Genomic DNA, 23,672 nt, shown 5'->3' on the forward strand with positions numbered 1-23,672 from the left:
CATGGGCAACACGGGCGTCATCGACAATTTCCTCGGAGTCTTCACCTCCTACATCGACAGTGGTTTTGGGCTGCTCGGCGGCGAGGTCGCCTTCATCGCCACAACGCTGATCGTCATCGACGTGACGCTCGCCGCGCTCTTTTGGGCATGGGGCGCGGATGACGACATTATCGCGCGGCTGGTCAAAAAGACGCTGTTCATCGGCGTCTTCGCCTACATCATCGGCAATTGGAACAACCTCGCCCGCATCGTCTTCGAGAGTTTCGCCGGCCTCGGCCTCATGGCCTCGGGCACCGGCTTTTCCGTCACCGATCTGATGCGGCCGGGCCGCGTGGCGCAGACCGGCCTCGACGCCGGCCGTCCGCTTCTCGATTCCATTTCCGACCTGATGGGCTGGATCAGCTTCTTCGAGAACTTCATCCAGATCGCGTGCCTGCTGTTTGCATGGGCGCTGGTGGTGCTGGCCTTCTTCATCCTCGCCATCCAGCTTTTCGTGACGCTGATCGAGTTCAAGCTGACCACGCTCGCCGGCTTCGTCCTGATCCCCTTCGGCCTGTTCGGCAAGACCGCCTTCATGGCCGAGAAGGTCTTGGGCAATGTGGTGTCGTCCGGCATCAAGGTCTTGGTGCTCGCCGTCATCATCGGCATCGGCAGCACCTTATTTTCGCAATTCACGGCCGGTTTCGGCGGGGCAACCCCGACCATCGACGACGCCATGGCGATTGTGCTGGCAGCCCTGTCGCTGCTCGGCCTCGGCATCTTCGGCCCCGGCATCGCCAACGGCATCGTCTCTGGCGGCCCGCAGCTCGGCGCGGGCGCGGCCGTGGGAACCGGCCTTGCGGTCGCAGGTGCAGGTGTCGCCGCTGGCGGCGGGGCTATGCTTGCGGCCAAGGGCGGTGCTGCCGCCCTCTCCGGTGGGGCCGCGGCCGTCCGCGGCGGTGCGACCGCCGCGGGCGCGGCAACCGCAGCCTATAGCGTCGGCGCGCTCGGCCAGTCCGGCGCGGTCGGTGTTGCTTCCGGCCTTGGTGGTGTTGCCCGCGCCGCAGGCTCGGCCGCCGTCTCTCCCTTGAAGCGCGCCGTCTCGAAAGCCACCGAGAGCGTCAAGTCCAGCTTTTCCGGTGGCGCACGCGCCGCCTTCGGTGTGACCGGCGGCTCATCCACCGCAGGCACGGTCGGCGGCGCGAGCGCCGATCCCACCGCAGCAGCATCCGGCCCGGCCGGCAGCCCGCCCGCATGGGCGCAACGGATGCGGCGCTCGCAGGCCATGAACCACGGCACGACCATGGCCGCCCATGCGGTGCGCTCCGGCGACAGCCACGGCTCCGGTTCCTCCATCAACCTTTCCGAAAGTGACCGCTCATGAGCATCTTCAAACGACCAGCAACCCACTACGGCAAATCGCCGGAACCCGAGACGCCCTATCAGAAGGCCGCGCAGGCATGGGACGAGCGTATCGGCTCGGCCCGCGTGCAGGCGAGGAACTGGCGTTATATGGCCTTCGGTTCCCTGATCCTGTCGGCCGGCTTCGCCTCGGCGCTGGTCTGGCAATCCGCGCGCGGGACCGTGGTGCCGTGGGTGGTGCAGGTGGACAATCTTGGACAGGCGCAGACCGTCGCGCCGGCCGCCGCCGATTATCGCCCGACCGACCCGCAGATCGCTTTCCATCTCGGCCGATTCATCGAGCAGGTCCGCGCGATCCCGGCCGACGCGATCATTGTCCGCCAGAACTGGCTTCGCGCCTACGAATGGACCACGGATCGCGGGGCGGCGGCGCTCAACGACTACGCCCGCGCCAATGATCCTTTCGCCAAGGTCGGCCGTCAACAGGTCGCCGTCGAGGTGTCTAGCGTCATCCGGGCGTCCCCCAACAGCTTCCGCGTCGCGTGGACCGAACGCCATTTCGAGAACGGCCAGCTTTCCAGCACGGAACGATGGACCGCGATCCTGACCATCGCCATCCAGCCGCCGCGCGATGCCGAACGGCTGCGCGCCAATCCGCTCGGCATCTACGTCAACGCAATTTCGTGGTCGCGGGAGATGAGCCAATGAGGACGATCACCCGCACCCCCACAATCGCGGCCGTGCTGCTTTCTGCCACCATGCTCGCAGGCTGCGCCACCAACCGGACGCCGCAATTCAGCTATGACGCCAGCGTACCCCCGCTGCCAACCGTGCAGGCGGCGGCAACCGATAACACGCCCCGGCCTTTGCGTGTGCCCCCTGCATGGACCGTCGCGCGTGGAGGAACCGCCGCAGGGACGCCGGCCGGCCGCGTCGAGAACGCCAATGCAGCCGCCCGCGTCGAGCCGCGCCGGGAAGGCTACTACAATGCAATCCAGATTTATCCGTGGTCGGAAGGCGCGCTCTATCAGGTCTATGCCGCAGTCGGGCAGATCACGACCATTGCGCTGGAGCCGGGCGAGAGCCTGACAGGCGCGGGGCCGATTGCGGCCGGCGACACCGCCCGCTGGATCATAGGCGACACCGAGAGCGGCAGCGGTGCGAACCGCCGCGTCCATATCCTCGTGAAACCGACGCGACCTGACATTTCCACCAACCTTGTCGTCACCACCGACCGGCGCACCTACATGATCGAGTTGCGCGCGCGGGAATCACTCTACATGCCGGCCGTCGCATGGGCCTATCCCGCACCGCCTGCCGGCCAGCGTCACACCGTTCCAGCCGCACCGATCATCCCGGCCGAGGCTGCGCGGAACTACCGCTATGCATTGCACGTGCAGGGCGACAACCCGCCATGGCGGCCGGCTTCCGTGTTCGACGATGGCCGGCGCGTCTATGTCGTCTTCCCGGCCGGGATCGTGCAGGGCGAAATGCCGCCGATTTTCGTGCTCGGCACGAATGGCGAACCGCAGATCGTCAACAGCCGAGTCCACCAGAACGTCCTGATCGTGGACCGCCTGTTCGGCGCGGCCGAGCTGCGCCTTGGCAACGGCAACCGCCAGCAGGTCGTCAGGATCGTTCGCATCAACCCGACGCAGGCCGCTGCCGCACAGCCCGCCAGCGCGACCGGAGGCTCCCCGTCATGACCGACAACACCATCAGCGACACCATCGCGCCCATGCGCCTGCGCGCCGAACCGCCGCGCGTCACCCGCCTGTCTCGCAAGATGCTGGCAGGCGTCGGCGCGGTCGCCTTGCTCGGCATCGGCGGCGCACTGATCTACGCGCTCCAGATCCGCGATGCAGGGCCGGGAGGCGAAGAACTCTATTCGACCGAGAACCGCCCAACGGCGGACGGCCTGTCCGGCTTGCCGCGCGACTATACGGGGCCGGTGCTCGGCCCGGCGCTGCCCGGCGACCTCGGCCGTCCGATCCTCGACGCGCAGAACAGGGGACAGCCGGTCGCGCCGCCCGTCATGACGACGCCCGCCGTCGATCCCGAAGAAGAACGCCGCCGCGCCGAGGAAGAAGCCGCGCGCTTGAGCAACGTGTTTTTCCAGTCCGGCCCACGCACGGGAGCGCCGGCAGGAACGTCCATGCCCGGCCTTGCAGGACTCGGCCTCGGCGGACAGCCCGCGACGCAAGACCGGCACGCGGCTTTCCTCAACGGACCCGTGGACCGGCAGACCATCGCGCCGGATCGCGTCGCGCCGCCGGCATCGCCCTACATCCTTCAGGCCGGGGCCGTGATCCCCGCCGCGCTCATCACCGGCATCCGCTCGGACCTGCCGGGCCAGATCACGGCGCAAGTGACCGAGAACGTCTATGACAGCCCGACCGGCAGCCTGCTCCTGATCCCGCAAGGGACGCGCATCATCGGTCAATACGATGACGGCGTGACCTTCGGCCAGCGCAGGGTGCTCTTGGTGTGGAATCGCCTGATCCTGCCCGGTGGCCGTTCCATCGTCCTTGAGCGCCTGCCGGGCGCGGACGCCAGCGGCTATGCCGGGCTGGAAGACGGGGTTGATTACCATTGGTGGGATCTGATGAAGGCCGCAGGGCTGTCCACGCTGCTCGCAGTCGGCACGGAGCTGGCGACCAGCGACGAGGACCGGCTTGTTCGAGCTATCCGCGACGGGGCGCAGGATACCGTCAATCAGGCGGGCCAGCAGATCGTGCAGCGCCAGTTGCAGGTTGCGCCGACTCTCACCATCCGGCCCGGCTTCCCGGTCAGGATCATCGTCACCCGCGACCTTGTATTTGAGCCGGCAGGAGGTTGACCATGACCAAGCTGAAACTCGGCCCGCTTCCCGACGACAAGCCCGTGAAGGTGACGGTGGAGCTACCCGCGCCGCTTCACCGCGATCTGACCGCCTATGCCGAGGTGCTGGCCCGCGAGAGCGGCCAGCCCGTCGCCGATCCCGTCAGGCTCATCGTGCCCATGCTGGAGCGGTTCATCGCCACGGATCGCGGCTTCGCCAAGGCACGGCGAGCCGCCAACTGAGTCCCATCCCGGCAGGGGTGCCGCCAGCGCATAGACGCAAATGCGGCACGCTACAGCCCGCCGACTGCCCTCCATGGTTCGCCCAATTCCGGGGCCTACAGCGCCCCGGAATCCACCAGAACCAAGGAGGATTCCATGTGTGCAGAGCGCCGTCGCGCCCGCAAAGGGCGACCGCGACAGCCGGTCCCCGAGACACTTCCCGACGATCTTTTCGACTATGCCGACGAACCTACGCCGGACGGCCGGGAGCGCCGCAGGTCGCCGCTTCGCATCGTCGATGTGGTGTCGTTGCCTGTCTTCGACGACTGGCCCGAGAAGGTGCCGATCACCGAGGAAGAACTGCAAATCTTCGAGCGGTATTTCGGTGACGTGCTCGACCGACTGTTCGGCCCAATCGACGATCCTGGCAATCAGGACTTGCAACGGTTATCCTCCGATGATAACACTAAGCCATGAGCGAGGATCGTGACCCGAGCCTCGACACGCTTCTGGACCTCGACGGACAGGTGCTCGTTGTCGATCCCGAGGGCGGCCATTGGGTGAAGTTCGTCGTCACCCGCGTTCCGGCCTCGCCGGAAAAGCCGCACGGCCTCGATTATTCGCTCACGCTTCACGGGCCTTCGGGCGAACGGTTGGTCGGATTCGATAACGCCCATCCGGTCGGCCGAGGAAGGCGGGGCGAGCCGATGGACCACCGGCATCGCCTCCAGACCGTGAAGCCCTACGCCTACGAGGATGCGGCCACGCTGCTGGCCGACTTCTGGCAGGCGGCGGACGCGGTGTTGAAGGAACGAGGCGTAACATGACCACATTGAAAGTCGGGATTGCCGACTACGACGAGATGAAGGCGCGCACCATGCGGATCGCCAAAGGCGAGGAAAAGCCCGCACCCGACGATCCGAAGGTGTGGTTCACATCCATGGAATCCTTCGCGCAGCTCCTTTCGAGCGGGAACCGCGAGTTGCTGCGCGTCATCGACGAGCAGTCACCCGGTTCGCTGGAGGAACTGTCGCGGATCACGGGACGGGCGAAGCCTAACCTGTCCCGAACCCTCAAGAAGATGGCGAGCTACGGCCTGATCCGTATGGACCCCGGCGAGGGCCAGAAGCTCGTCCCTAAGGTGCTGCATGACCGCGTGGAGCTGGAATTGCCGCTGATAGAACGTCGCACGGCGGAAGGAGTCCGGTCATGAATATGCAAAGTCCCCATGTTGCGCTGCGCGCCGCGCTCTACCTGCGCGTTTCCACCACGCGGCAGGCCGAGCATGACGTGTCGATCCCCGACCAGCGCAAGCAGGGCGAGGCTTATTGTGTCTCGCGCGGCTACCAGCTTGTCGAAACCTTCGTGGAAGCCGGCGCTTCGGCCACCAATGACCGCCGCCCCGAGTTCCAACGGATGATCGAGGCCGGCACGTCCAAGCCCGCGCCCTTCGATGTCGTCGTGGTCCATTCGTTCAGCCGGTTCTTCCGCGATCACTTCGAGCTGGAGTTCAACGTCAGGAAGCTCGCCAAGAACGGCGTCAAGCTGGTGTCCATCACGCAGGAGATGGGCGACGACCCCATGCACGTCATGATGCGGCAGATCATGGCGCTGTTCGACGAATACCAGTCGAAGGAGAACGGCAAGCACGTCATGCGCGCCTTGAAGGAGAACGCCCGGCAAGGCTTCTGGAACGGCTCCCTGCCGCCCATCGGCTACCGTGTCGTCGATGCCGAGCAGCGCGGCGCGAAGATGAAGAAGAAGCTGGAGATCGACCCGCTCCATGCCGACACCGTGCGGCTGATTTTCCGCCTTGCATCGGAAGGCGACGGCACGTCCGGCCCCATGGGCGTCAAGAACATCGTCAATCACCTGAACAAGCACCGCATGTTTACCCGCAACGGCGGGCGTTGGGGCATCGGCCAGCTTCACCGTGTCCTGACCCGGCGCACCTATATCGGCGAGCATCGCTTCAATCGCCGCTCCAATAAGGGCGTGGTGAAGCCGGAGGAGGAAATCGTCACCGTCGCCGTGCCGCCGCTGATCGACCTTGAGATATTCGAGGCCGTGCAGAATCGCTTGAAGGTCAACAATCCGAAGGTGACGCCGCCGCGCGTCGTCAGCGGCCCGAACCTGCTGACCGGCATCTGCCATTGCGGCAATTGCGGAGGCGCAATGACGCTGCGCACCGGCAAGAACGGCCGGTATCGCTACTATGCTTGCTCGATTCGGGCACGGCAGGGCGACACAGGCTGCAAGGGCCGCGCGATCCCGATGGATAAGCTCGACCGCATGGTGGTGACGCATATCGAGGAAAGGCTTCTCGACCCCGAGCGGATCGAAGACGTTCTCGCCTCGCTTCTGGATCGCCGGCAGGAAGGCGTCGAGCGGCGCAGCCAGCATATTGCCGAGTTGAACCATCGCGCGGCCGAGGCCGACAACCGCCTCAAGCGCCTCTACGATGCCATTGAAGCCGGTTCGCTCGACCCGGCCGAGTCTTCCCTTGGCGAGCGCATCGCGGGCCTCACGGCGCTTCGGGATCAGGCGCGGGCCGATGCCACGCGGATCGAAGCCATGCTCGCAAGCTCTACCCACCAGCGCCTCACCGGGGCAGCCGTGCGGGAACTGGCGAGCGAAGCACGCACCCGACTGCGGCTTGGAAAGGGCGGCTATCGGCGGGAACACGTCCGGGCCTTCGCCCAACACGTCGAGGTCGCAGACGACGCGATCTACATCAAAGGAAGCAAAAACGTCCTGTTGAGGACGCTGGTAGCCGCCAAGGGAGGGAAATCGGCGGGAATCGGCGTTCCCGGTTTTGTTCCGAAGTGGCGGAGGGAGCGGGATTCGAACCCGCGATACGGTTGCCCGTATACACACTTTCCAGGCGTGCGCCTTCAACCACTCGGCCACCCCTCCGTACCGGCACGCATCGCGTCCGGTTCCTTTGACAGCGTCGGAATTCGGCTTGTCGCCACGCGCTGCTCAGGACAGGCCGTGCGGTATCACGAAGCGATGGCCGGCCGCAAGGCTTCCGTCGCAATCGGGCGGAGATGGCGGTGGATCACGGGGCGTGTCGCTGCGGCACGCCGCATTGCCGAATGCGCGCCGAGCCACTATCTCTTGGCCAGTCGCGCCCCGACGGCAACCCGGCCGGGCGGCGCGCGGCGAGGGATCCTCGCATGTTCACGCTCTTCGTCCGCCTTCTCGGCCTCTTCGCCCTTGCCGGCGCCGTGGTCGGGCTCGTCGTCGACGGCACGAAGACGATCGCCGCCTCGTCGCTGACGGTCACCCCGCTCGGCCAGGCGTGGTTCTCCTTCGATCCCGGCAGCCTGACCGCGTTCCAGGGCTTCGTCGCCAGCCATGTCGAGGCCTATGTCGGCCCGTGGGTGTGGTCGCCGGTCGTCGAGTTCCTGCTGACGCTGCCGATCTGGTTCGTCCTGGGCGGGCTCGGCGCCTTCCTGCTTCTGGTCGGTCGCCGTCGTCGCTACCGCTCCATCGCCGCCTGACATCCCCTCAGACAAAGGAGACAAGCCATGAATCTCCTCGACCTCTTCGCGCGCAAGGCGCGCATGCCGGAGCCGGGCGAGGCGCTCCCCGGCCGCGCCCAGCCGATCACGACGCCGGGCGAGCATTTCGTCAACGGCCATCCGATTGCCGGGCCCTATCCGGAAGGAATCCGCACCGCCCTGTTCGGCCTCGGCTGCTTCTGGGGCGCCGAGCGCAAGTTCTGGCAGACCAAGGGCGTCTTCGCGACCGCGGTCGGCTATGCCGCCGGCACGACGCCGAACCCGACCTATGGCGAGGTCTGCACCGGCATGACCGGCCACAACGAGGTGGTGCTCGTCGCCTACGACCCGGCCGTCGTCTCCTATGACGACCTGCTCAGGGTCTTCTTCGAGAGCCACGATCCGACCCAGGGCATGCGCCAGGGCAACGACGTCGGCACGCAATACCGGTCCGGCATCTATGTCGCCGACGCCGCCGAGCGCCGCCAGGCCGAGGCGGCCCGTGATGCCTATCAGCAGGCGCTCGCGGCGCGCGGCTATGGCGCGATCACGACCGAGATCGTCGATCGGCCGCCCTTCTATTTCGCCGAAAAGGATCACCAGCAATACCTCGCCAAGAACCCGGGAGGCTATTGCGGTCTCGGGGGGACGGGCGTTTCCTGCCCGATTGGAACCGGAGTGACTGCCCAGTGACGGAAGTGTTGGTGGAGACCGATGATTTCGACAGTTCCGCCAGCGACGCGTTGATCGCGTCGCTGGCGGACAATGGTTATGCCGTCGTCGACAATATGTTCGACCCGGCGCTCATCAAGGCTCTCGCCGCCGATCTCGGTGCGATGGAGAGCTTTGGTGCGATGACGATGGCGGCCGTCGGCCGCGAGGCCGGCCGGCGCCAGGATGCCGATATCCGGCGCGCCGCGATCCGCTGGTTCGATGGCGGCACGGAGGCCGAGCGCCGCTTCCTGGCGGTGGCGGAGCTTCTGCGCATCGCGATCAACCGGCGGCTGTTTCTCGGCCTGTTCGACTTCGAGTGCAATTTCATCGCCTATCCGACCGGCGGCTTCTATGGCCGCCACCTCGACAGCCTGGCCGGCGCGAAGAACCGGGTCGTTTCCCTCGTCGTCTATCTCGATGAAGGCTGGCAGGCGGACTATGGTGGGGCGCTCCGGATCTGGTCCGGGCTGGAGGAGCATGGCGAGCCGGTGGCGGAAATCGTGCCGCAGGCCGGCCGCGTGGTCCTGATGATGTCGGAGGAGATCCCGCACGAGGTTCTGCCCACGCATCGCCCGCGCAAGGCCATCGCCGGCTGGTGGCGGGTCAACGCCTCGTCGGCCGGTCGCCTCGACACGGCGCGCTGAAGACCGGCGAGCGGCGCCAGCCGCTCCCGCACCCCACCAGCCGGACCTCGCCCGCCGTGGCGGACGGTCCTTCCCGCCACTGTAATGGAATGATCGATGTCCTCCGCGCTCTTCACGCCCATTCGGTTGGGTGAATTCACGATTCCGAACCGCATCGCCGTCGCGCCGATGTGCATGTATTCCGCCGATGACGGCTCGGCGACCGACTGGCATGTCCAGCACTGGATGTCGCTCGCCATGTCGGGCGCCGGCATGATTACCTTCGAGGCGACGGGCGTGGAGCGGCGCGGCCGCATCTCGATGAACTGCACCGGCCTCTATTCCGACGCCAACGAGGCCGCCATGGCGCGGGCGCTGGCGCCGGCCCGCCGGGTCGCCGCGCCGGGCGCCGTCTTCGGCGTCCAGCTCGGCCATGCCGGCCGCAAGGCCTCGACGCAATTGCCCTGGCTCGGCGGCGGGCCGCTGACGCCCGAACAGGATGCCTGGCAGACGGTCGGTCCCTCGGCCGTGCCCTTCGCGCCGGATTGGCCGGTGCCGGAGGCGCTCGACGAGGCCGGCATCGAGCGGGTCGTCGCCGCCTTCGTCCAGGCGGCGGAACGCGCGCATCGCATCGGCCTCGATTTCGTCGAGTTGCATGGCGCGCATGGCTATCTGCTGCACGAATTCCTGTCGCCGATCTCGAACAAGCGGAGCGATCGCTGGGGCGGCAGCCTCGAAAACCGCATGCGCCTGATCGTGACGGTGGCGCGCGCCGTGCGGGCGGCGCTGCCGGAGTCCATGTTCGTGGGCGCGCGGCTCTCGTCGACCGATTGGGTCGAGGGCGGCTTCACCGTCGAGGAGGCGATCGAGGTCGCGTCGGCGCTGAAGGCGGAGGGCGTCGTCTATATCTGCGCCTCGAGCGGCGGTAACGCGCATGACCAGAAGATCCCGCTCGGCCCGCTCTACCAGGTCGATTTCGCGACCCGGATCCGCGAGGGTGCCGGCATTCCGACCCGCGCCGTCGGGCTGATCACGACGCCGGCCGAGGCAGAGGCCCTGCTGCGCGAGGGCAGGGCCGACATGGTGGCGCTGGCCCGCGCCATCCTCGCCGATCCGCGCTGGCCGTGGCGCGCCGCCTATGAACTCGGCGGCGAGCCCTATGCGCCGCCGCAATATCTGCGCTCGCTGACCACGGTGAAGCACTGGGTGGTCGAGGAAGACGACGACTGAGGCGCGCGACGACGCCTCAGCCGGTGATCGCGAGATAGAGCGACAGGGTGGCCACCGACAGGACGGTGGTCGCCAGCACGACGCGGCTGGTGCGCACCGCCTCGCGTTCGTAGAACTCGGCCAGCATGAAGGGGCCTGTGCCGGTCGGCAGCGCCGCGAGCAGCACGGCCGTGTGCGCGGCGGCCGAGGGCAGGCCCAGCAGCGGCACCGCGACTAGCCAGGTGACGGCGGGCTGCGCCAGCAGCTTGAGGGCGACGAGCGCGGTCTCGACGCGGGCGCTGGCGGGGCGATGCCGCTGCGCGCCGTTGCCGGCCAGGAACAGGCCGAGGGCGATCAGCGCGCAGGGCGAGGCGGCGCCGCCGAGGAGCTGCAGGAAGCGGTCGAGCGGGCCCGGGAGCGCCCAGCCCGAGGCCATGAACAGCGCGCCGGCGACCGGCGCCACCAGCAGCGGGTTCTTCGCCAGCGCGACCAAGGTCCGGAAGGCGATGTCGCGCCGGCTCGATCCCGACCGGAGGCTGCTCTCGATCAGGATGATGGCGACGGCGAAGAGCACGCAGACGGTCAGGATCGTCGCCACCAGCGTCGGGCCCATGCCGGACCCGCCGACGACCGCCAGCACCAGCGGAAAGCCCATGAAGCCGGTATTGGCATAGCTGGCGTTGAGCGCGTCGATGGCCGCGTCGGCCAGCGGCGATCCCTGCCGCGTTCGGACCCACAGCGTCAGCGCGAAGATGACGGCGCTGCCGGACGCGAAGGCGAGGATGAAGCCCGGCTGCCAGATCTCGGCCCAGCTTGCCTTGGCCATGATGTCGAACAGGAGCGCGGGCAGCGCCAGGTAGACCACCAGCCGGTTCACCTCGCGCGTGGCGTGGGGGCCGAGCGCGTTGCTGCGTCGTGCGATCCAGCCGGCCAGGATCAACCCGAAGATCGGCAGGACGATGAGGAGATTGGAGAGCATGGCGGCCTCGATGGCGGATGGCCGCTTTCCTTATGCCGCTCGGGCGATACAATCCAATCCAACCATGACATCCGATCAATGCGATTGAGGTATCGATGGATACGCGGCAGATGCGTTATTTCGTGGCCCTGGCCGAGACGCTGCATTTCGGCCATGCCGCGGCGCGCATGAACATGACCCAGCCGCCGTTCAGCCGGCAGATCGCCAATCTGGAGCGCGAGCTCGGTGTCCGGCTGGTCGAGCGCAATTCGCGGCATGTGGCGCTGACCCAGGCCGGCGAGCGCTTTCTCGCCGATTCCCGCGCCGTGCTGGCCCAGTTCGACAATGCCTGCCGCGACGCCCAGCTGGTCGCGGCGGGGCAGAAGGGCGAGCTGCGCCTCGGCTTCATGATGAACGCGGCGCATCGCGTCGTGCCGCGCATCGTCAGCGCCTATGCGGAGCGCTGGCCGGATGTCCGGATCGTGCTCGCCGAAACCACGCCGGCGGATATCGAGCGGCGGCTGCTCTTTGGCGAACTCGACGCGGCCGTCACCTTTGCCGGCCGCAATTTTCCGCAGCTGGAAAGCGTGCCGATCTTCACCGACCGGCTGTGCCTGATCGTGCCGCCCTCGCATCGCCTCGCCAGGCGGGCGTCGGTGACGCCGCAGGACCTTGCGGAGGAAAGTCTGATCGCAGCGCCCGCCGCCGTCGCGGCGCCGCTGCGCGCGGCGATCACGGCCTATTTCGAGGCGGCCGGGATCGTGCCGCGCGTCCGGTTCGAGCCGCTGCTGCAGCACACCGTGATGCGCCTCGTCGCGTCGGAGCTCGGCGTGGCGCTGGTGCCGGCGTCGATCTGCGACGAGCGGATGCCCGACCTTGTCGCCCGGCCGCTCGCCGACGCGCCGACGCTCGACGTCGTCCTTGTCGTGCCGCGCCACACGATCAACCCGGCGGTCGCCTCGCTCGTCGCGCAGGTCCGGCCTGAGGTCGGGATGTCGCCCCGCTGGGAGCGCTAGGCGGCAGCGCAAGAAAGAGGGCGCCGCGGCAGGAACCGGGCGCCCTCGTTCTGGATCCCTCGATCTCAGTGCAGCGAGCCGGTCACCGGCTGGTCGACCGGCGCCTCGATGTCGGCCGGCGGCGCGCCGTCATAGGACATCGCCTGGCTCGGCTCCGGCTCGGGCGTGATGCCGGCGGGCGCGCCGATCAGCACCTGGCGGCAGGCGGGCGGCAGGTCGGCCAGCACCATCGGCCGCGGCTTCACGGCCGGCTTGGTCGGCTTGGTGGGCTTGGTCGGCTTCGGCGGCTGCAGCCAGGCCGTCAGTTCCTCGCCGCAGCCGTCGCCGGGCGGCGTCGCCTTCTGCGGCAAGCAGCTCGCCATGCCGGGCGGGCAGTCGAGCCGGACGTGGAAATGATAGGTATGGCCCCACCACGGGCGGACCTTGTTGAGCCAGGCCCGGTCGGCCCCGGCGCCGTCGCAGAGCGCCTTCTTGATCGCCGGGTTGACGAAGATGCGGGCGACGCGCGGATCGAGCGCGGCGCGGCGGATCAGCTTGTGCTGGCCCATGGTCCAGACGGAGCTGTCGATCTTGCGGGCCTTCTCGTTGACCATCGAGACGGCCGACATGTTCTCGCGCTCGTCGCGGGAAAGCCTGCGGTTCGGCATCGGCGTCAGCCAGAGGTCGACGTCGAGGCCGATCTGGTGGCTGGCGTGCCCGGTACGGGCCGGGCCGCCGCGCGGCTGGCCCATGTCGCCGACCAGCAGGCCCGGCCAGCCGTCCTTGGCCTTGGCGTCATGGGCGAGCTTCTCGGTGAAGGCGATCAGCTCCGGCGTACCCCAGTTGCGGTTGCGCGACAGGCGCATCGCCTGCCATTGCGGGCCGTTGACCGGCAGCGCCACGGCGCCGGCGAGGCAGCCCTTGGCGTAGGAACCGATGGCGCGCGCCTCGAGCGGGATCGGCGTCTTGACGTCGCCGAACAGGATCTTGGCCGGGGTCGTGTCGATCGATTCCGCCGCGGCCGGGACTACGGCGAGAAGCGGCAGCAGCATGGAGAGCGCCAGCGCGCGGATCGGGCTTTTCAGCATGTTGACACCTTCGGGTTCAGCGCTTCCACGCCGGGATTATCGGTCATCAAGATTGACGATTTATCAACCATGCGCCGGCTGTTCCTGGATCTACTCGCGGGATCAATTTTCCAGAACGGCGGGGTGTGCGTATCGGGATTGAAAAATGGTTCTGATTTCAGGGCATTTCTTGGTCGACTGGGCCTGGCTTCGGCTGGATTCCGCAATTGACCCGGGTGCCAGTCATGCGATACTCGCGCCAGAAATCTCGGCGGAGCCAAGCGCTCCGCGTTCAACACGCTGAGGGAATACGGAAAATGGCACTCAATCTGGGGGACGTCGTTCCCGATTTCACCGCCGACACGACCGAAGGAAAGATCTCCTTCCACGAGTGGCTCGGCGACAGCTGGGGCGTCCTGTTCTCGCATCCGAAGAACTTCACGCCCGTCTGCACCACCGAACTCGGCGCCGTCGCCAAGCTGAAGCCGGAATTCGACAAGCGCGGCGTCAAGGTGCTGGGCCTCTCGGTCGACAAGCTCGCCAACCATGACCAGTGGATCGGCGACATCCGCGACGCGACGGGCGCGACGCTGAATTTCCCGCTCATCGCCGACGAGGACAAGACGGTCTCGAATCTCTACGGCATGATCCATCCGAATGCCTCCGACACGATGACCGTCCGCTCGGTCTACGTCATCGGCCCCGACAAGAAGCTGAAGCTGACGCTGACCTATCCTGCCTCGACGGGGCGGAATTTTGACGAGATCATCCGCGTCATCGACAGCCTGCAGCTGACCGCCAAGTTCTCGGTCGCGACGCCGGTCGACTGGAAGCATGGCGAGGACGTGATCATCGTGCCGTCGGTTTCCGACGAGGCGGCCAAGGAGAAGTTCCCCGGCGGCTGGAAGGCGCTGAAGCCCTATCTGCGCTTCGTGCCGCAGCCGGGCGTCACCAAGGCGAACTGATCGCGGCGATTTCGACAGACATGACGAGGGCGTCGGCTTCGGCCGGCGCCCTTTTCGATTCGGGATGGCCTCAGGCGATGGCGACGATCTCGGCGTCGTGGCCGGCGACCGTGATCTCGTCGCCGACCTGGCGGCCGAGCAGCGCAATCGCCAGCGGCGCGACATGCGAGATCGTGCCGTGCTTCGGGTCGGCCTCGTCCTCGCCGACGATGCGATAGGTCTGGCGGCGACCGTCGTCGCGCAGGATCGTCACCGTCGCGCCGAACTGGACGGTGTTGCGGTCGACCGGCGGGGCCATCAGCTCCGCGCTGGCGCGGCGGCGCTGGAAATAGCGCAGGTCGCGACCGAGCGCGGCGATGGCGAGGGCGTCGTCCCGGCGGCGCGCGTCGGAGAGCGCCTCGCCGAGCCGCGCGATCTCCGCCTCGATCGCCGCGAGGCCTTCCGGCGTCACGAGGTTCGGATGGGGCGAGACGGGGCGTTCGGGCAGCTCGTCGCCCGCGTCGTCGTCTTCCTTGACAAAGGCCCTGCTCATGCGGGGAGGGTAGGGCCCCGCCGCCGCGCCGTCCACCGGGGAACGGACGCCGCGAGGCTGCATTCAAGAAAATGGCGCTCCGAGGGGGATCGGAACGGCCATGTCGGGTTCGAGACGGAGCGGCGGAGCCTGGCTCAATCGTCCATCTTCAGCGCGGCGATGAAGGCTTCCTGCGGGATGTCGACCTTGCCGAACTGCCGCATCTTGCGCTTGCCTTCCTTCTGCTTGTCCAGAAGCTTGCGCTTGCGGGTGATGTCGCCGCCATAGCACTTCGCCGTCACGTCCTTGCGCATGGCGCGCACGGTCTCGCGGGCGATGATCTTGCCGCCGATCGCGGCCTGGATCGGGATGACGAAGAGGTGCTGCGGGATCAGGTCCTTCAGCTTCTCGCACATGGCGCGGCCGCGCCGTTCCGCCTGGGTACGGTGCACCAGCATGGAGAGCGCGTCGACCGGCTCGCCATTGACGAGGATCTGCAGCTTGACCAGGTCGCCGGGACGATGGTCGGTCAGGTGGTAGTCGAAGGACGCGTAGCCCTTCGAGATCGACTTCAGGCGATCGTAGAAGTCGAACACCACCTCATTGAGCGGCAGGTCGTAGGTGACCATGGCGCGGGTGCCGACATAGGACAGGTCGGACTGCACGCCGCGTCGCTCCTGGCAAAGCTTCAGGATCGCGCCGAGATATTCGTCCGGCGTCATGATCGTGGCGCGGATCCAGGGCTCGGCGATCTCCTCGATCTTCATCACGTCCGGCATGTCGGCCGGGTTGTGCAGGTCGATCTCGCTGCCGTCGGTCATCTGGATCTTGTAGATGACCGAGGGGGCCGTCGCGATCAGGTCGAGGTTGAACTCGCGCTCCAGGCGTTCCTGGATGATCTCCAGATGCAGCAGGCCGAGGAAGCCGCAGCGGAAGCCGAAGCCGAGCGCGGCCGAGGATTCCATCTCGAACGAGAACGACGCGTCGTTCAGGCGGAGGCGGCCCATCGCGGCGCGCAGTTCCTCGAAATCGGCGGCGTCGACCGGGAACAGGCCGCAGAACACCACAGGCTGCGCCGGCTTGAAGCCCGGCAGCGCTTCCGCCGTCGGCTTCTTGTCGTCGGTGATGGTGTCGCCGACGCGCGTATCCGCGACTTCCTTGATTGAGGCGGTCAGGAAGCCGATCTCGCCGGGGCCGAGGCTCTCGACGGGCACCAGCTTCGGCGTGAAGTAGCCGACGCGCTCGACGTCGTAGACGGCGTCGGCGCCCATCATGCGGATGCGCATGCCCTTCTTGAGCTGGCCGTCGATGACGCGCACCAGCACGATGACGCCGAGATAGGCGTCGTACCAGCTGTCGACGAGCATCGCCTTCAGCGGCGCGGCGCTGTCGCCCTTGGGCGGCGGCAGGCGGGTGACGATCGCCTCCAGCACGTCCGGGATGCCGATGCCGGTCTTGGCCGAGATGAGCACGGCGTCGGAAGCATCGATGCCGATCACTTCCTCGATCTGCGCCTTGATCCGGTCGGGCTCGGCCGCCGGCAGGTCGATCTTGTTGAGGACCGGCAGGATCTCGAGGTCGTTGTCGATCGCCTGGTAGACGTTGGCGAGCGTCTGCGCCTCGACGCCCTGCGAGGCGTCGACGACGAGCAGCGCGCCCTCGCAGGCGGCGAGCGACCGCGACACCTCATAGGCGAAGTCGACGTGGCCGGGCGTGTCCATCAGGTTCAGGATGTAGCTCTTGCCATCCTTCGCCTTGTAGTCGAGCCGGACGGTCTGCGCCTTGATGGTGATGCCGCGCTCGCGCTCGATATCCATCGAATCGAGCACCTGCTCCTTCATCTCGCGATCGGACAGGCCACCGGTCGCCTGGATCAACCGGTCGGCAAGTGTCGACTTGCCATGGTCGATATGGGCGACGATGGAGAAATTGCGGATGTTGTCTTGCGCCGTGGTGCTCATGGCGCGCTCAATAGCATCAAGGTTGTTGGCCGCAAAGCGCTGAAAATTGCCTTTTTAACGCCGATCCGCATGGAGCACGCCAAGTTCGCCGGCACGGCGCACGATTCGGTCGGCGAGCTCGGCTACGAGCGGTCGTGAAAGCGTGTCCTGGGCGCCTGCGACGAGGGCTGAATCGCGCCAGATCGGCGGCATGTCGATCGGCGCGAGATCGACCAGTTCGCCGCGCGCGAGTTCGTCGGCGATCCCGGCCTCCAACAGGTGGCCGATGGCTTCGCCGCGCGCGATCAGCGCCCGGCCGGAGCCGAACAGCACCTGCGATGCGGCGCGGGCGCGGTGGCGCAGCGAGGTGATGGCGTCCGGCGTCACTTGCCACCAGTAGAAGGAGAGGAAATGCGGCGCGACGGCGAAGACGCGGTCGAGCGTCGGCGCCGGCCCGATCTCGCGGGCGAGCGCCGGCGAGGCGGCCAGAACCGCCTTCTCGCGGATGATCGCGATCGGCTCGAGCGCCTCGAGCAGCGGATCGAAATTCGGCCAGCCGATGAGGGCGAGGTCGATGCGGCGATCATGCAGCCATTCGGCGATGTCGCGATGACGGCCTTCCTCGAACAGCAGCTCGACGCGGGGATGCGCGCGCATGAAGTCGAGCACGGTCGGCGTCGCCAGCGGGTCGACCAGGCTGCGCAGCGAGGCGAGCGCGATGCGGCCGCGGTCGACATTGCGCAGCGCATCCTCGCTTTCGAGCAGGGTGGCGAGCACGCGCCTCGCGTAGGGCAGGAACGTCGCGCCGCGTTCCGTCAGCTCGACCTTGCGGCCACGGGTGAACAAGGTTCCGCCGACATGGCTCTCCAGCGTGCGGATGCGGGTGGAGATCGTCGCCTGGGTGACGTTGAGCCGGGCCGCCGCCTTGGTGAAGCTGCCGTCGCGCACGATCCGGTCGAAGCTGCGGAGCTGATCGATATCCATCGAGATTTTCTATGACGTCGTTCGAGAATAGCTATCGAACGAGTTTATCATTGACAAATTTTATCATGAAGCCCGATTTTCGGACATCGGCGCCAGGGAGACGACATGGCCACGACCACCATCCGCGAGTTGGATGCCCCCGCGGCGCGCGCCGCCGTTCCGGAGCTCGCCGTCATCCTCGTCGATGCGGTCGCGCATGGCGCTTCGGTGAACTTCCTGGCCGGGCTGTCGGAGGCGGAGGCAGCCACCTTCTGGCAGGGCCAGATGGAGGCGATCGAGGCGGGCGGCCGCGTGCTGCTTGTCGCCGAGGCGGACGGCCGGATCGTTGGCACCGTCGTCGTCACCTTCGCGCCGCAGCCGAACGGTCCGCACCGGGCCGAGATCGGCAAGATGCTGGTGCATTCCAGCGTCCGCCGTCGGGGCGTCGGCCGGCAACTTCTCGCGGCGGCGGAAGAGGTGGCGCGGCGCGCCGGCAAGACGCTATTGCATCTCGATACGCAGACCGGCTCGGCCGGCGAGGCGCTCTACCGCGCCACCGGCTGGATCGAGTTCGGCGTGATGCCGGGGCACTCGCTCACGCCCGACGGGCGGCTCGAAGCCGCGACTTTCTTCTACAAGACAATCTGATCGGCCTGAACCATGACCCTGATCCGCCCGGCCACCGAGGCCGATATTCCCGCCATCCTGGCGATCTACAACGATGCCGTCTTGAATACCGCGGCGATCTGGAACGACGACGTCGTCGACCTCGACAACCGTCTTGCCTGGTTCGCGGCGCGGCAGGGCCAGGGCTATCCCGTGCTGGTCGCGGTGGAGGGCGGGGACGTCCTCGGCTATGCGAGCTACGGCGATTTCCGTGCCTTCCAGGGCTATCGCTTCACCGTCGAAAACTCGATCTATGTGGCGAGCGCCGCGCGCGGCAAGGGCGCCGGCACGGCGCTGCTCGGCGCGCTGGTCGAGCACGCGGCGGCGAACGGCAAGCATGTCATGGTCGCCGGCATCGAGGCGGGCAACGAGGTGTCGATCCGCCTGCATGCCCGCCACGGCTTCGTCGAGACCGCCCGCATGCCGGAACTCGGCTTCAAGTTCGGCCGCTATCTCGATCTCGTCTTCCTGCAGAAGACGCTCGGCTGACGATCTACATCGCCAGCGCGCGGGCCCGCATGGCGAGGGCCGCGCCGTCGGCCACGGCGGCATAGGCGACGGCCTTCTTGCGGAACAGGATGAAGGCGGGGTGCACCTCCTTCGCCATCGGGCTCGATTCCCCGATCTCGGCAAGGACGTCGGCCGAAGTCTTGGCGAGCGCCTCGATCACGGTGTCGGGGAAGGCTTTCACCACCGTGCCGCGCTCGACCAGCATCGGCAGGGCGATGATGTTGTTGGCGGTGAAGTCGGCGGAGGTCGCACTGGCGGTTGCCTGCGCGGCGGCGCGGACGATCGCCTTGAGATCGTCCGGCAGGGCGTCGAAGGCGGCCTGGTTGACGGTCAGCTCGAGCGCCGTCGCCAGCTCGTGGAAGGCCGGCATGTAGCAGAAGGGCGCGGCGCGCGGCAGATTGAGCGCCAGGTCGTTCCAGGGGCCGACCCATTCGGCCGCGTCGATCGTTCCCGCTTCGAGCGCGGCGGCGATGTCGCCCTGCGGCAGCAGCACCGGATTGGCGCCGAGCCGCTTCAGGACCTCGGCGCCGAGCCCGGTGATCCGGATGGCGAGGCCCTTGAAGTCTTCCGGCTTCTGGATCTCGCGCTTGAACCAGCCGGCGGCCTGCGGACCGGTCGACCCCGCATAGAAGGGCAGCACGCCGAACGGCTCATAGGCACGCTCCCACAATGCCTGGCCGCCGCCCGTCGCGAGCCAGGCGGCATGCTCGCCGGCCGTCAGGCCGAAGGGGACGCCGGAGAAATAGTGGAACGCCGGATCCTTCGCCGCCCAGAAGAAGGGCGAGCCGTGGCCCATTTCGGCCTTGCCGGTCGAGACCGCGTCGAACACCTGGTTGGGCGCGACCAGGTCGCCGGCCGGGAATACCTGCACCGTCATGCGCCCGGCGGATAGCGCGGCGATGGTGTCGGCGAGGCGCTGCGCATTGGCGGCAACGCCCGGCGCATCCTTCTGCCAGCAGGTCGCCATCTTCCAGACGACGCTGTCGGCGGCGCGGGCGATGGCCGGCATGCCGAGGCTCGCTCCGAGCCCGGCTGCGCCGAAGCCGATCACGCGGCGCCGATCCACCATCTTCCGTTCCGACATGCAACCCTCTCGAAAAAGTCGATTACAGCCTATCAGTGCTGAATGACGGCTGAATACATATCAGGCGTGCGTGAACAGAAAACTCGCGTCCTTGACGCAGCCGGATCGGAACGCCAGTTTCTGTCCCGTGCATATCGTCAGGCGGCTTGCCGTCCTCATCCTGATCGCGATCAACCTGCTCCTGCCGGGCGGCGTAGCGCCTGCCCAGGCGATGCCGGTGCACGCGACGGCGGACTGTCCGCATGCGATGGCGCCGCAGCCAGGTCCGGATCGACACGGGCATGCGGGACTGCCGGTCATGGCGCAGTGCTGCTACGCGCTGCCGATGATGGCCGAGGTGGTCGGCGCCCCGCCGCTTCTGCCGGCGATGCCCGAGGCGATTCTGCGTCCGGGCTCCGATACCATGCCGGTGTCGATCGCGCTGGGACCGGATCTGCCACCGCCGCGCGCCTGATCGTTCGCGCGCATTCATCCTTCGCCGGCGCTCGCGGGTCCGCGACGGCGACAGCAGGGGACCCGCCTCATCACCATAAGAGAAACGATCATGAAATCCGTTCTGACCATCGCGGCGATCGCCGCTTCCCTTGCCTTCACAGCGCTGCCGGCCTCGGCGCAGGAGATGGACCACAGCAAGATGGACCATGGCGCCATGTCGGCGCCGAAGGCGGGCGACACCGCCTCGACCAAGGCGTTCCGCGCGGCCGACAAGGCCATGATGGAGGGCATGGCGATCGACTATTCCGGCAATGCCGATGTCGATTTCATCCGCGCCATGATCCCGCATCACGAGGGCGCGGTCGCCATGGCCGAGATCGAGCTGAAATATGGCAAGGATCCGGAGGCGCGGAAGCTGGCCGAGGCCATCATCAAGGCCCAGAAAGAAGAGATCGCCTTCATGAAGGACTGGCTCGCCAAGAACGCCGGCAAGAACAGCCAGTAGCAGGCTAACCAGATGCAAGCTCACGGCCGCCGGTTTGGCGGCCGTGATGCTTTGCGACGACTTCGCCGATATTTACCCTGAACCATGCGCGGCGATTGACACGCGCTCCGGCTGGATGTTCCTTCGCCTCTGGGGGCAAGGTTCGACGACCTGCCGCCTCGTCAGGCCCGTTGCCGTTTGGCGGCATCGAAGGAGATCGGCACTATGAAGATGCAAGCAAGGCTTCTCTTGGTCGGCGCGAGCATGGCCCTCGGCCTGTTTGCCGCGACCTTGCCCGCGGCAGCGCAGTCGACGGCCATGCAGTCCTGCAGCGACGACTGGGCCAAGATGAAGGCCGCCGGCACGGTTCCCGATGGCCAGACCTGGCCGAAATTCTGGAGCCAGTGCGCCAAGGATTACGACGCCGCCCATCCGTCCGAGGATGCGGCTCCGGCCGCCAAGTCGACGAACAGCAAGTCGACGAACAGCAAGGCGACCGACACCAAGGCGGCCAAGGCCAAGCCGGCCGAGAAGGCGGCGGAGCCGGCTGCCGCGGCTGGCGGCAAGTCGACGGCCATGGCCTCGTGCAGCGCCGAATGGGCCAAGATGAAGGAGGCCGGCAGCATTCCGGCCGGCCAGACCTGGCCGAAGTTCTGGAGCCAGTGTTCCAAGGATTACGCCGCCGCCAATCCGGCGGATGATGCCGCGCCGGCGAAGGCCGCCAAGGGCAAGGCCGCCAAGGCCGCCGACAACGCGATCGAGGCGGACGAAGGCATTGCGCTGCCCGATCCGGAGCAGGCCGCCAAGATGAACACGGCGGCGAAGACCGCCGGCAAGCGTCCGCTCACCCCCGGCCAGCAGGCGGCGATCGTGCGCATTCGCGCCTGCGGCGCCGAGTGGCAGGAGCGCAAGGCGGCCGGCAAGCTGCCGCAGGGCGCCAAGTGGCCGCAATACTGGAGCGACTGCAACAAGCGCCTGAAGGCCAAGGGCCAGTAAGGCAGGCGGGGTCGACCGAACCGAATTCCGCTTCGGGGGGCGATGAACGGCGTTCCGTTTTGAAGGAGAACCATCATGGGTATCTTTGACGGTATTGTCGGCAATGTCCTCGGCGCGCTTCAGGGCAAGAGCGGCGAGGGCGTCCAGCTGGACGCCCTTGGTCAGGCCCTGAACGGGGCGCTCGCGAACACGCAGTTCGGCAGTCTCGACGGCGTGCTGAACCAGTTGCAGAGTTCGGGCCTCGGGGCGCAGGTCGCCTCCTGGCTCGGCCAGGGCAGCAACCTGCCGATCAGCGCCGATGATCTTCGTTCGGCGCTCGGCAATGAGCAGTTGCAGACGATCGGCACCCAGCTCGGCATTCCGATGGATCAGGTCGGCGAGCTCCTGGCCAAGGTGCTGCCGCCCACGGTCGACAAGCTGAGCCCGGACGGCACGCTGACGCCGCCTCCGGTCTGAGGCACGGATCGATGACGTGATGCGTGGCCGGGGCTCGTCTCCGGCCATGTTCGTTTCTGGAGCCGCTGTTTCGCTCGGGTCCCGCCGGTGCCGTCGTCCGGTGGCTTATTGCACAGACTGGGACTGGAGATCGCAGGCGCGGGTGGTGCGCGCGGCGCGCTGACCTGATAGGACGGGGGCGAAACGATTTCTTAACCATGAGCCCGCCGTGACCATCGAATCCAGCCCCGCCGATCAGCTCGTCACGATCCGCGACTTCCTCCGCTATGCGATCAGCCGCTTCAACCAGGCGGGTCTGGCCTTCGGCCATGGCGCCTCGACGGCGTTCGACGACGCCGCCTATCTGGTGCTCGAGGGGCTGAAGCTGCCGATCGACACGCTCGAGCCGTTCCTCGATGCGCGCCTGATGCCGGACGAGCGCAAGCGTCTCGCCGACCTGATCGAGGCGCGCGTGACGACGCGCAAGCCGACCCCCTATCTGCTCAAGCGCGCCTATATCCAGGGCGTGCCCTTCTATGTCGACGAGCGGGTGATCGTGCCGCGCTCCTTCATCGGCGAGCTGCTCTACTCCGAGTTCTTCGGCGGCGACGAGTTCACGCTGGTCGAGGACCTGTCGTCGATCGAGACCGTGCTCGACCTCTGCACCGGCTCGGCCTCGCTGGCGATCCTCGCCGCGGACGTGTTCGGCAATGCCGAGATCGATGCCGTCGACCTGTCGCCGGATGCGCTCGAGGTCGCCAAGATCAACGTCGCCGAGCATGGCCTCGGCAACCGGATCGAGCTCTACGAGGGCGACCTGTTCGCGCCGCTCGGCGACAAGCGCTACGACCTGATCCTAACCAACCCGCCCTATGTCGACGAGATCGCCATGGAAGAGCTGCCGGAAGAGTACCGGCACGAGCCGGAGATGGCGCTGGCCTCCGGCCTCGACGGTCTGGACATCGTGCGGCGAATCCTCGAGGCGGCGCCTGCCCATCTCAATCCGGGCGGCGGCATCCTGTGCGAGATCGGCGCCGGCCGCGAGATCATCGAAGCGGAGTATCCGCATCTCGACTTCTTCTGGCTCGATACCGACGAGAGCGAGGGCGAGGTGTTCTGGCTCTCGGCCCAGAGCCTCGGCGTCGCCGATCTCGATACCGAGGACTTCGAGGACGAGACGCCCGCCGACGATTGATTGTCACGCCGGCAATCGAATTGGCCCTCTCCC

The 23,672-nt window shown here is 67.3% G+C and carries 27 protein-coding genes, 1 tRNA gene and 1 pseudogene; 22 read left to right on the forward strand and 7 right to left on the reverse strand.

Going from position 1 to position 23,672, the window contains the following annotated elements:
- Position 1: 1 nt before the first annotated feature.
- The 9 genes and pseudogenes from trbL to G539_RS26540 all read left to right on the forward strand — a co-directional run.
- The gene (gene trbL, locus G539_RS0104920) at positions 2–1,363 is read left to right on the forward strand and encodes a P-type conjugative transfer protein TrbL (protein ID WP_029074217.1); all 1,362 of its coding nucleotides are present in this window, start codon (positions 2–4) and stop codon (positions 1,361–1,363) included.
- Positions 1,360–2,049, forward strand: a complete 690-nt coding sequence (gene trbF, locus G539_RS0104925; RefSeq protein WP_029074218.1) for a conjugal transfer protein TrbF — start codon at positions 1,360–1,362, stop codon at positions 2,047–2,049. The genes trbL and trbF overlap by 4 nt, the downstream gene beginning before the upstream one ends.
- Positions 2,046–3,047 carry a P-type conjugative transfer protein TrbG gene (trbG, locus tag G539_RS0104930; RefSeq protein ID WP_029074219.1) on the forward strand — a complete coding sequence of 334 codons (1,002 nt, stop codon included), beginning with the start codon at positions 2,046–2,048 and terminating at the stop codon, positions 3,045–3,047. The genes trbF and trbG overlap by 4 nt, the downstream gene beginning before the upstream one ends.
- Positions 3,044–4,180 carry a TraB/TrbI/VirB10 family type IV secretion system protein gene (locus G539_RS0104935; RefSeq protein WP_029074220.1) on the forward strand — a complete coding sequence of 379 codons (1,137 nt, stop codon included), beginning with the start codon at positions 3,044–3,046 and terminating at the stop codon, positions 4,178–4,180. Before trbG ends, G539_RS0104935 begins: the two co-directional genes overlap by 4 nt.
- Positions 4,181–4,182: 2 nt before the next feature.
- Positions 4,183–4,404 (forward strand): DUF2274 domain-containing protein, encoded by a 222-nt coding sequence (locus G539_RS0104940; RefSeq protein ID WP_029074221.1) that lies wholly within the window; start codon positions 4,183–4,185, stop codon positions 4,402–4,404.
- Between the two features lie 135 nt (positions 4,405–4,539).
- Positions 4,540–4,860, forward strand: coding sequence for a hypothetical protein (locus tag G539_RS0104945; RefSeq protein ID WP_029074222.1), 321 nt, complete (start codon positions 4,540–4,542; stop codon positions 4,858–4,860).
- Complete coding sequence (locus tag G539_RS0104950) at positions 4,857–5,210, forward strand: toxin-antitoxin system TumE family protein (protein ID WP_029074223.1); 354 nt, start codon at positions 4,857–4,859, stop codon at positions 5,208–5,210. The genes G539_RS0104945 and G539_RS0104950 overlap by 4 nt, the downstream gene beginning before the upstream one ends.
- Positions 5,207–5,596: an HVO_A0114 family putative DNA-binding protein gene (locus G539_RS26045; protein WP_051231117.1), complete on the forward strand. Its 390-nt coding sequence runs from the start codon at positions 5,207–5,209 to the stop codon at positions 5,594–5,596. Before G539_RS0104950 ends, G539_RS26045 begins: the two co-directional genes overlap by 4 nt.
- A 2-nt stretch (positions 5,597–5,598) precedes the next feature.
- Positions 5,599–6,633: pseudogene (locus G539_RS26540) on the forward strand (recombinase family protein); the annotation flags it as partial.
- A 576-nt stretch (positions 6,634–7,209) separates the two neighbouring features.
- Here the strand turns inward: G539_RS26540 and G539_RS0104965 are convergent.
- Positions 7,210–7,299: transfer RNA gene (locus tag G539_RS0104965), tRNA-Ser, on the reverse strand.
- A 263-nt stretch (positions 7,300–7,562) separates the two neighbouring features.
- On the opposite strand from G539_RS0104965, the gene G539_RS0104970 reads away from it, so the two are divergent.
- From G539_RS0104970 to G539_RS0104985, 4 genes are all read left to right on the forward strand, one after another.
- Complete coding sequence (locus G539_RS0104970; RefSeq protein WP_029074225.1) at positions 7,563–7,889, forward strand: hypothetical protein; 327 nt, start codon at positions 7,563–7,565, stop codon at positions 7,887–7,889.
- Between the two features lie 27 nt (positions 7,890–7,916).
- A complete protein-coding gene (msrA, locus tag G539_RS0104975; RefSeq protein WP_029074226.1) occupies positions 7,917–8,582 on the forward strand; it encodes a peptide-methionine (S)-S-oxide reductase MsrA in 666 nt (221 codons plus the stop codon).
- Positions 8,579–9,247, forward strand: coding sequence for a 2OG-Fe(II) oxygenase (locus tag G539_RS0104980; RefSeq protein WP_156911829.1), 669 nt, complete (start codon positions 8,579–8,581; stop codon positions 9,245–9,247). Before msrA ends, G539_RS0104980 begins: the two co-directional genes overlap by 4 nt.
- Before the next feature lie 96 nt (positions 9,248–9,343).
- A complete protein-coding gene (locus G539_RS0104985) occupies positions 9,344–10,456 on the forward strand; it encodes an NADH:flavin oxidoreductase/NADH oxidase (protein WP_029074228.1) in 1,113 nt (370 codons plus the stop codon).
- Positions 10,457–10,472: 16 nt separating this feature from the next.
- On the opposite strand, the gene G539_RS0104990 is transcribed toward G539_RS0104985, so the two are convergent.
- Positions 10,473–11,414 (reverse strand): AEC family transporter, encoded by a 942-nt coding sequence (locus G539_RS0104990; protein ID WP_029074229.1) that lies wholly within the window; start codon positions 11,412–11,414, stop codon positions 10,473–10,475.
- A 110-nt stretch (positions 11,415–11,524) separates the two neighbouring features.
- Here G539_RS0104990 and G539_RS0104995 point away from each other — a divergent pair, with 110 nt between their 5' ends.
- The gene (locus G539_RS0104995; RefSeq protein ID WP_245576804.1) at positions 11,525–12,409 is read left to right on the forward strand and encodes a LysR family transcriptional regulator; all 885 of its coding nucleotides are present in this window, start codon (positions 11,525–11,527) and stop codon (positions 12,407–12,409) included.
- A gap of 65 nt (positions 12,410–12,474) precedes the next feature.
- Here G539_RS0104995 and mepA read toward each other — a convergent pair whose 3' ends face one another.
- Complete coding sequence (gene mepA, locus G539_RS0105000) at positions 12,475–13,476, reverse strand: penicillin-insensitive murein endopeptidase (protein ID WP_029074231.1); 1,002 nt, start codon at positions 13,474–13,476, stop codon at positions 12,475–12,477.
- 296 nt (positions 13,477–13,772) lie between these two features.
- Between mepA and G539_RS0105005 the strand changes: the two genes are divergently transcribed.
- A complete protein-coding gene (locus tag G539_RS0105005; protein WP_029074232.1) occupies positions 13,773–14,420 on the forward strand; it encodes a peroxiredoxin in 648 nt (215 codons plus the stop codon).
- A 70-nt stretch (positions 14,421–14,490) separates the two neighbouring features.
- Here G539_RS0105005 and greA read toward each other — a convergent pair whose 3' ends face one another.
- From greA to G539_RS0105020, 3 genes are all read right to left on the reverse strand, one after another.
- Complete coding sequence (gene greA, locus G539_RS0105010; protein ID WP_029074233.1) at positions 14,491–14,952, reverse strand: transcription elongation factor GreA; 462 nt, start codon at positions 14,950–14,952, stop codon at positions 14,491–14,493.
- Between the two features lie 134 nt (positions 14,953–15,086).
- The gene (gene lepA / locus G539_RS0105015) at positions 15,087–16,892 is read right to left on the reverse strand and encodes a translation elongation factor 4 (RefSeq protein ID WP_035830410.1); all 1,806 of its coding nucleotides are present in this window, start codon (positions 16,890–16,892) and stop codon (positions 15,087–15,089) included.
- 54 nt (positions 16,893–16,946) lie between these two features.
- A complete protein-coding gene (locus G539_RS0105020) occupies positions 16,947–17,855 on the reverse strand; it encodes a LysR family transcriptional regulator (RefSeq protein WP_029074235.1) in 909 nt (302 codons plus the stop codon).
- A 105-nt stretch (positions 17,856–17,960) separates the two neighbouring features.
- Here G539_RS0105020 and G539_RS0105025 point away from each other — a divergent pair, with 105 nt between their 5' ends.
- A complete protein-coding gene (locus G539_RS0105025; RefSeq protein ID WP_029074236.1) occupies positions 17,961–18,482 on the forward strand; it encodes a GNAT family N-acetyltransferase in 522 nt (173 codons plus the stop codon).
- 12 nt (positions 18,483–18,494) lie between these two features.
- The gene (locus tag G539_RS0105030) at positions 18,495–18,989 is read left to right on the forward strand and encodes a GNAT family N-acetyltransferase (protein WP_035830411.1); all 495 of its coding nucleotides are present in this window, start codon (positions 18,495–18,497) and stop codon (positions 18,987–18,989) included.
- 4 nt (positions 18,990–18,993) lie between these two features.
- On the opposite strand, the gene G539_RS0105035 is transcribed toward G539_RS0105030, so the two are convergent.
- Positions 18,994–20,094 (reverse strand): TRAP transporter substrate-binding protein, encoded by a 1,101-nt coding sequence (locus tag G539_RS0105035; protein ID WP_245576805.1) that lies wholly within the window; start codon positions 20,092–20,094, stop codon positions 18,994–18,996.
- A 91-nt stretch (positions 20,095–20,185) separates the two neighbouring features.
- On the opposite strand from G539_RS0105035, the gene G539_RS0105040 reads away from it, so the two are divergent.
- From G539_RS0105040 to prmB, 5 genes are all read left to right on the forward strand, one after another.
- Positions 20,186–20,548 (forward strand): hypothetical protein, encoded by a 363-nt coding sequence (locus tag G539_RS0105040; protein WP_156911831.1) that lies wholly within the window; start codon positions 20,186–20,188, stop codon positions 20,546–20,548.
- A 90-nt stretch (positions 20,549–20,638) separates the two neighbouring features.
- Positions 20,639–21,034: a CopM family metallochaperone gene (gene copM, locus G539_RS0105045; RefSeq protein ID WP_029074240.1), complete on the forward strand. Its 396-nt coding sequence runs from the start codon at positions 20,639–20,641 to the stop codon at positions 21,032–21,034.
- Between the two features lie 204 nt (positions 21,035–21,238).
- Positions 21,239–22,009 (forward strand): hypothetical protein, encoded by a 771-nt coding sequence (locus tag G539_RS23705; RefSeq protein ID WP_156911833.1) that lies wholly within the window; start codon positions 21,239–21,241, stop codon positions 22,007–22,009.
- Between the two features lie 75 nt (positions 22,010–22,084).
- Positions 22,085–22,465, forward strand: a complete 381-nt coding sequence (locus G539_RS0105055) for a YidB family protein (RefSeq protein WP_029074241.1) — start codon at positions 22,085–22,087, stop codon at positions 22,463–22,465.
- 208 nt (positions 22,466–22,673) lie between these two features.
- Complete coding sequence (gene prmB / locus G539_RS23710; protein WP_051231121.1) at positions 22,674–23,639, forward strand: 50S ribosomal protein L3 N(5)-glutamine methyltransferase; 966 nt, start codon at positions 22,674–22,676, stop codon at positions 23,637–23,639.
- Positions 23,640–23,672 lie beyond the last annotated feature (33 nt).

The sequence above is a fragment of the Kaistia adipata DSM 17808 genome (assembly GCF_000423225.1).
GTDB lineage: Bacteria > Pseudomonadota > Alphaproteobacteria > Rhizobiales > Kaistiaceae > Kaistia > Kaistia adipata.

Bases quoted from the DNA above. Each gene is read 5' to 3' on its own strand.
- trbL (WP_029074217.1), top strand. From the start codon at position 2: ATGGGCAACACGGGCGTCATCGACAATTTCCTCGGAGTCTTCACCTCC.
- trbF (WP_029074218.1), top strand. From the start codon at position 1,360: ATGAGCATCTTCAAACGACCAGCAACCCACTACGGCAAATCGCCGGAA.
- trbG (WP_029074219.1), top strand. From the start codon at position 2,046: ATGAGGACGATCACCCGCACCCCCACAATCGCGGCCGTGCTGCTTTCT.
- G539_RS0104935 (WP_029074220.1), top strand. From the start codon at position 3,044: ATGACCGACAACACCATCAGCGACACCATCGCGCCCATGCGCCTGCGC.
- G539_RS0104940 (WP_029074221.1), top strand. From the start codon at position 4,183: ATGACCAAGCTGAAACTCGGCCCGCTTCCCGACGACAAGCCCGTGAAG.
- G539_RS0104945 (WP_029074222.1), top strand. From the start codon at position 4,540: ATGTGTGCAGAGCGCCGTCGCGCCCGCAAAGGGCGACCGCGACAGCCG.
- G539_RS0104950 (WP_029074223.1), top strand. From the start codon at position 4,857: ATGAGCGAGGATCGTGACCCGAGCCTCGACACGCTTCTGGACCTCGAC.
- G539_RS26045 (WP_051231117.1), top strand. From the start codon at position 5,207: ATGACCACATTGAAAGTCGGGATTGCCGACTACGACGAGATGAAGGCG.
- G539_RS0104970 (WP_029074225.1), top strand. From the start codon at position 7,563: ATGTTCACGCTCTTCGTCCGCCTTCTCGGCCTCTTCGCCCTTGCCGGC.
- msrA (WP_029074226.1), top strand. From the start codon at position 7,917: ATGAATCTCCTCGACCTCTTCGCGCGCAAGGCGCGCATGCCGGAGCCG.
- G539_RS0104985 (WP_029074228.1), top strand. From the start codon at position 9,344: ATGTCCTCCGCGCTCTTCACGCCCATTCGGTTGGGTGAATTCACGATT.
- G539_RS0104990 (WP_029074229.1), bottom strand. From the start codon at position 11,414: ATGCTCTCCAATCTCCTCATCGTCCTGCCGATCTTCGGGTTGATCCTG.
- G539_RS0104995 (WP_245576804.1), top strand. From the start codon at position 11,525: ATGCGTTATTTCGTGGCCCTGGCCGAGACGCTGCATTTCGGCCATGCC.
- mepA (WP_029074231.1), bottom strand. From the start codon at position 13,476: ATGCTGAAAAGCCCGATCCGCGCGCTGGCGCTCTCCATGCTGCTGCCG.
- G539_RS0105005 (WP_029074232.1), top strand. From the start codon at position 13,773: ATGGCACTCAATCTGGGGGACGTCGTTCCCGATTTCACCGCCGACACG.
- greA (WP_029074233.1), bottom strand. From the start codon at position 14,952: ATGAGCAGGGCCTTTGTCAAGGAAGACGACGACGCGGGCGACGAGCTG.
- lepA (WP_035830410.1), bottom strand. From the start codon at position 16,892: ATGAGCACCACGGCGCAAGACAACATCCGCAATTTCTCCATCGTCGCC.
- G539_RS0105020 (WP_029074235.1), bottom strand. From the start codon at position 17,855: ATGGATATCGATCAGCTCCGCAGCTTCGACCGGATCGTGCGCGACGGC.
- G539_RS0105025 (WP_029074236.1), top strand. From the start codon at position 17,961: ATGGCCACGACCACCATCCGCGAGTTGGATGCCCCCGCGGCGCGCGCC.
- G539_RS0105030 (WP_035830411.1), top strand. From the start codon at position 18,495: ATGACCCTGATCCGCCCGGCCACCGAGGCCGATATTCCCGCCATCCTG.
- G539_RS0105035 (WP_245576805.1), bottom strand. From the start codon at position 20,094: ATGTCGGAACGGAAGATGGTGGATCGGCGCCGCGTGATCGGCTTCGGC.
- copM (WP_029074240.1), top strand. From the start codon at position 20,639: ATGAAATCCGTTCTGACCATCGCGGCGATCGCCGCTTCCCTTGCCTTC.
- G539_RS23705 (WP_156911833.1), top strand. From the start codon at position 21,239: ATGAAGATGCAAGCAAGGCTTCTCTTGGTCGGCGCGAGCATGGCCCTC.
- G539_RS0105055 (WP_029074241.1), top strand. From the start codon at position 22,085: ATGGGTATCTTTGACGGTATTGTCGGCAATGTCCTCGGCGCGCTTCAG.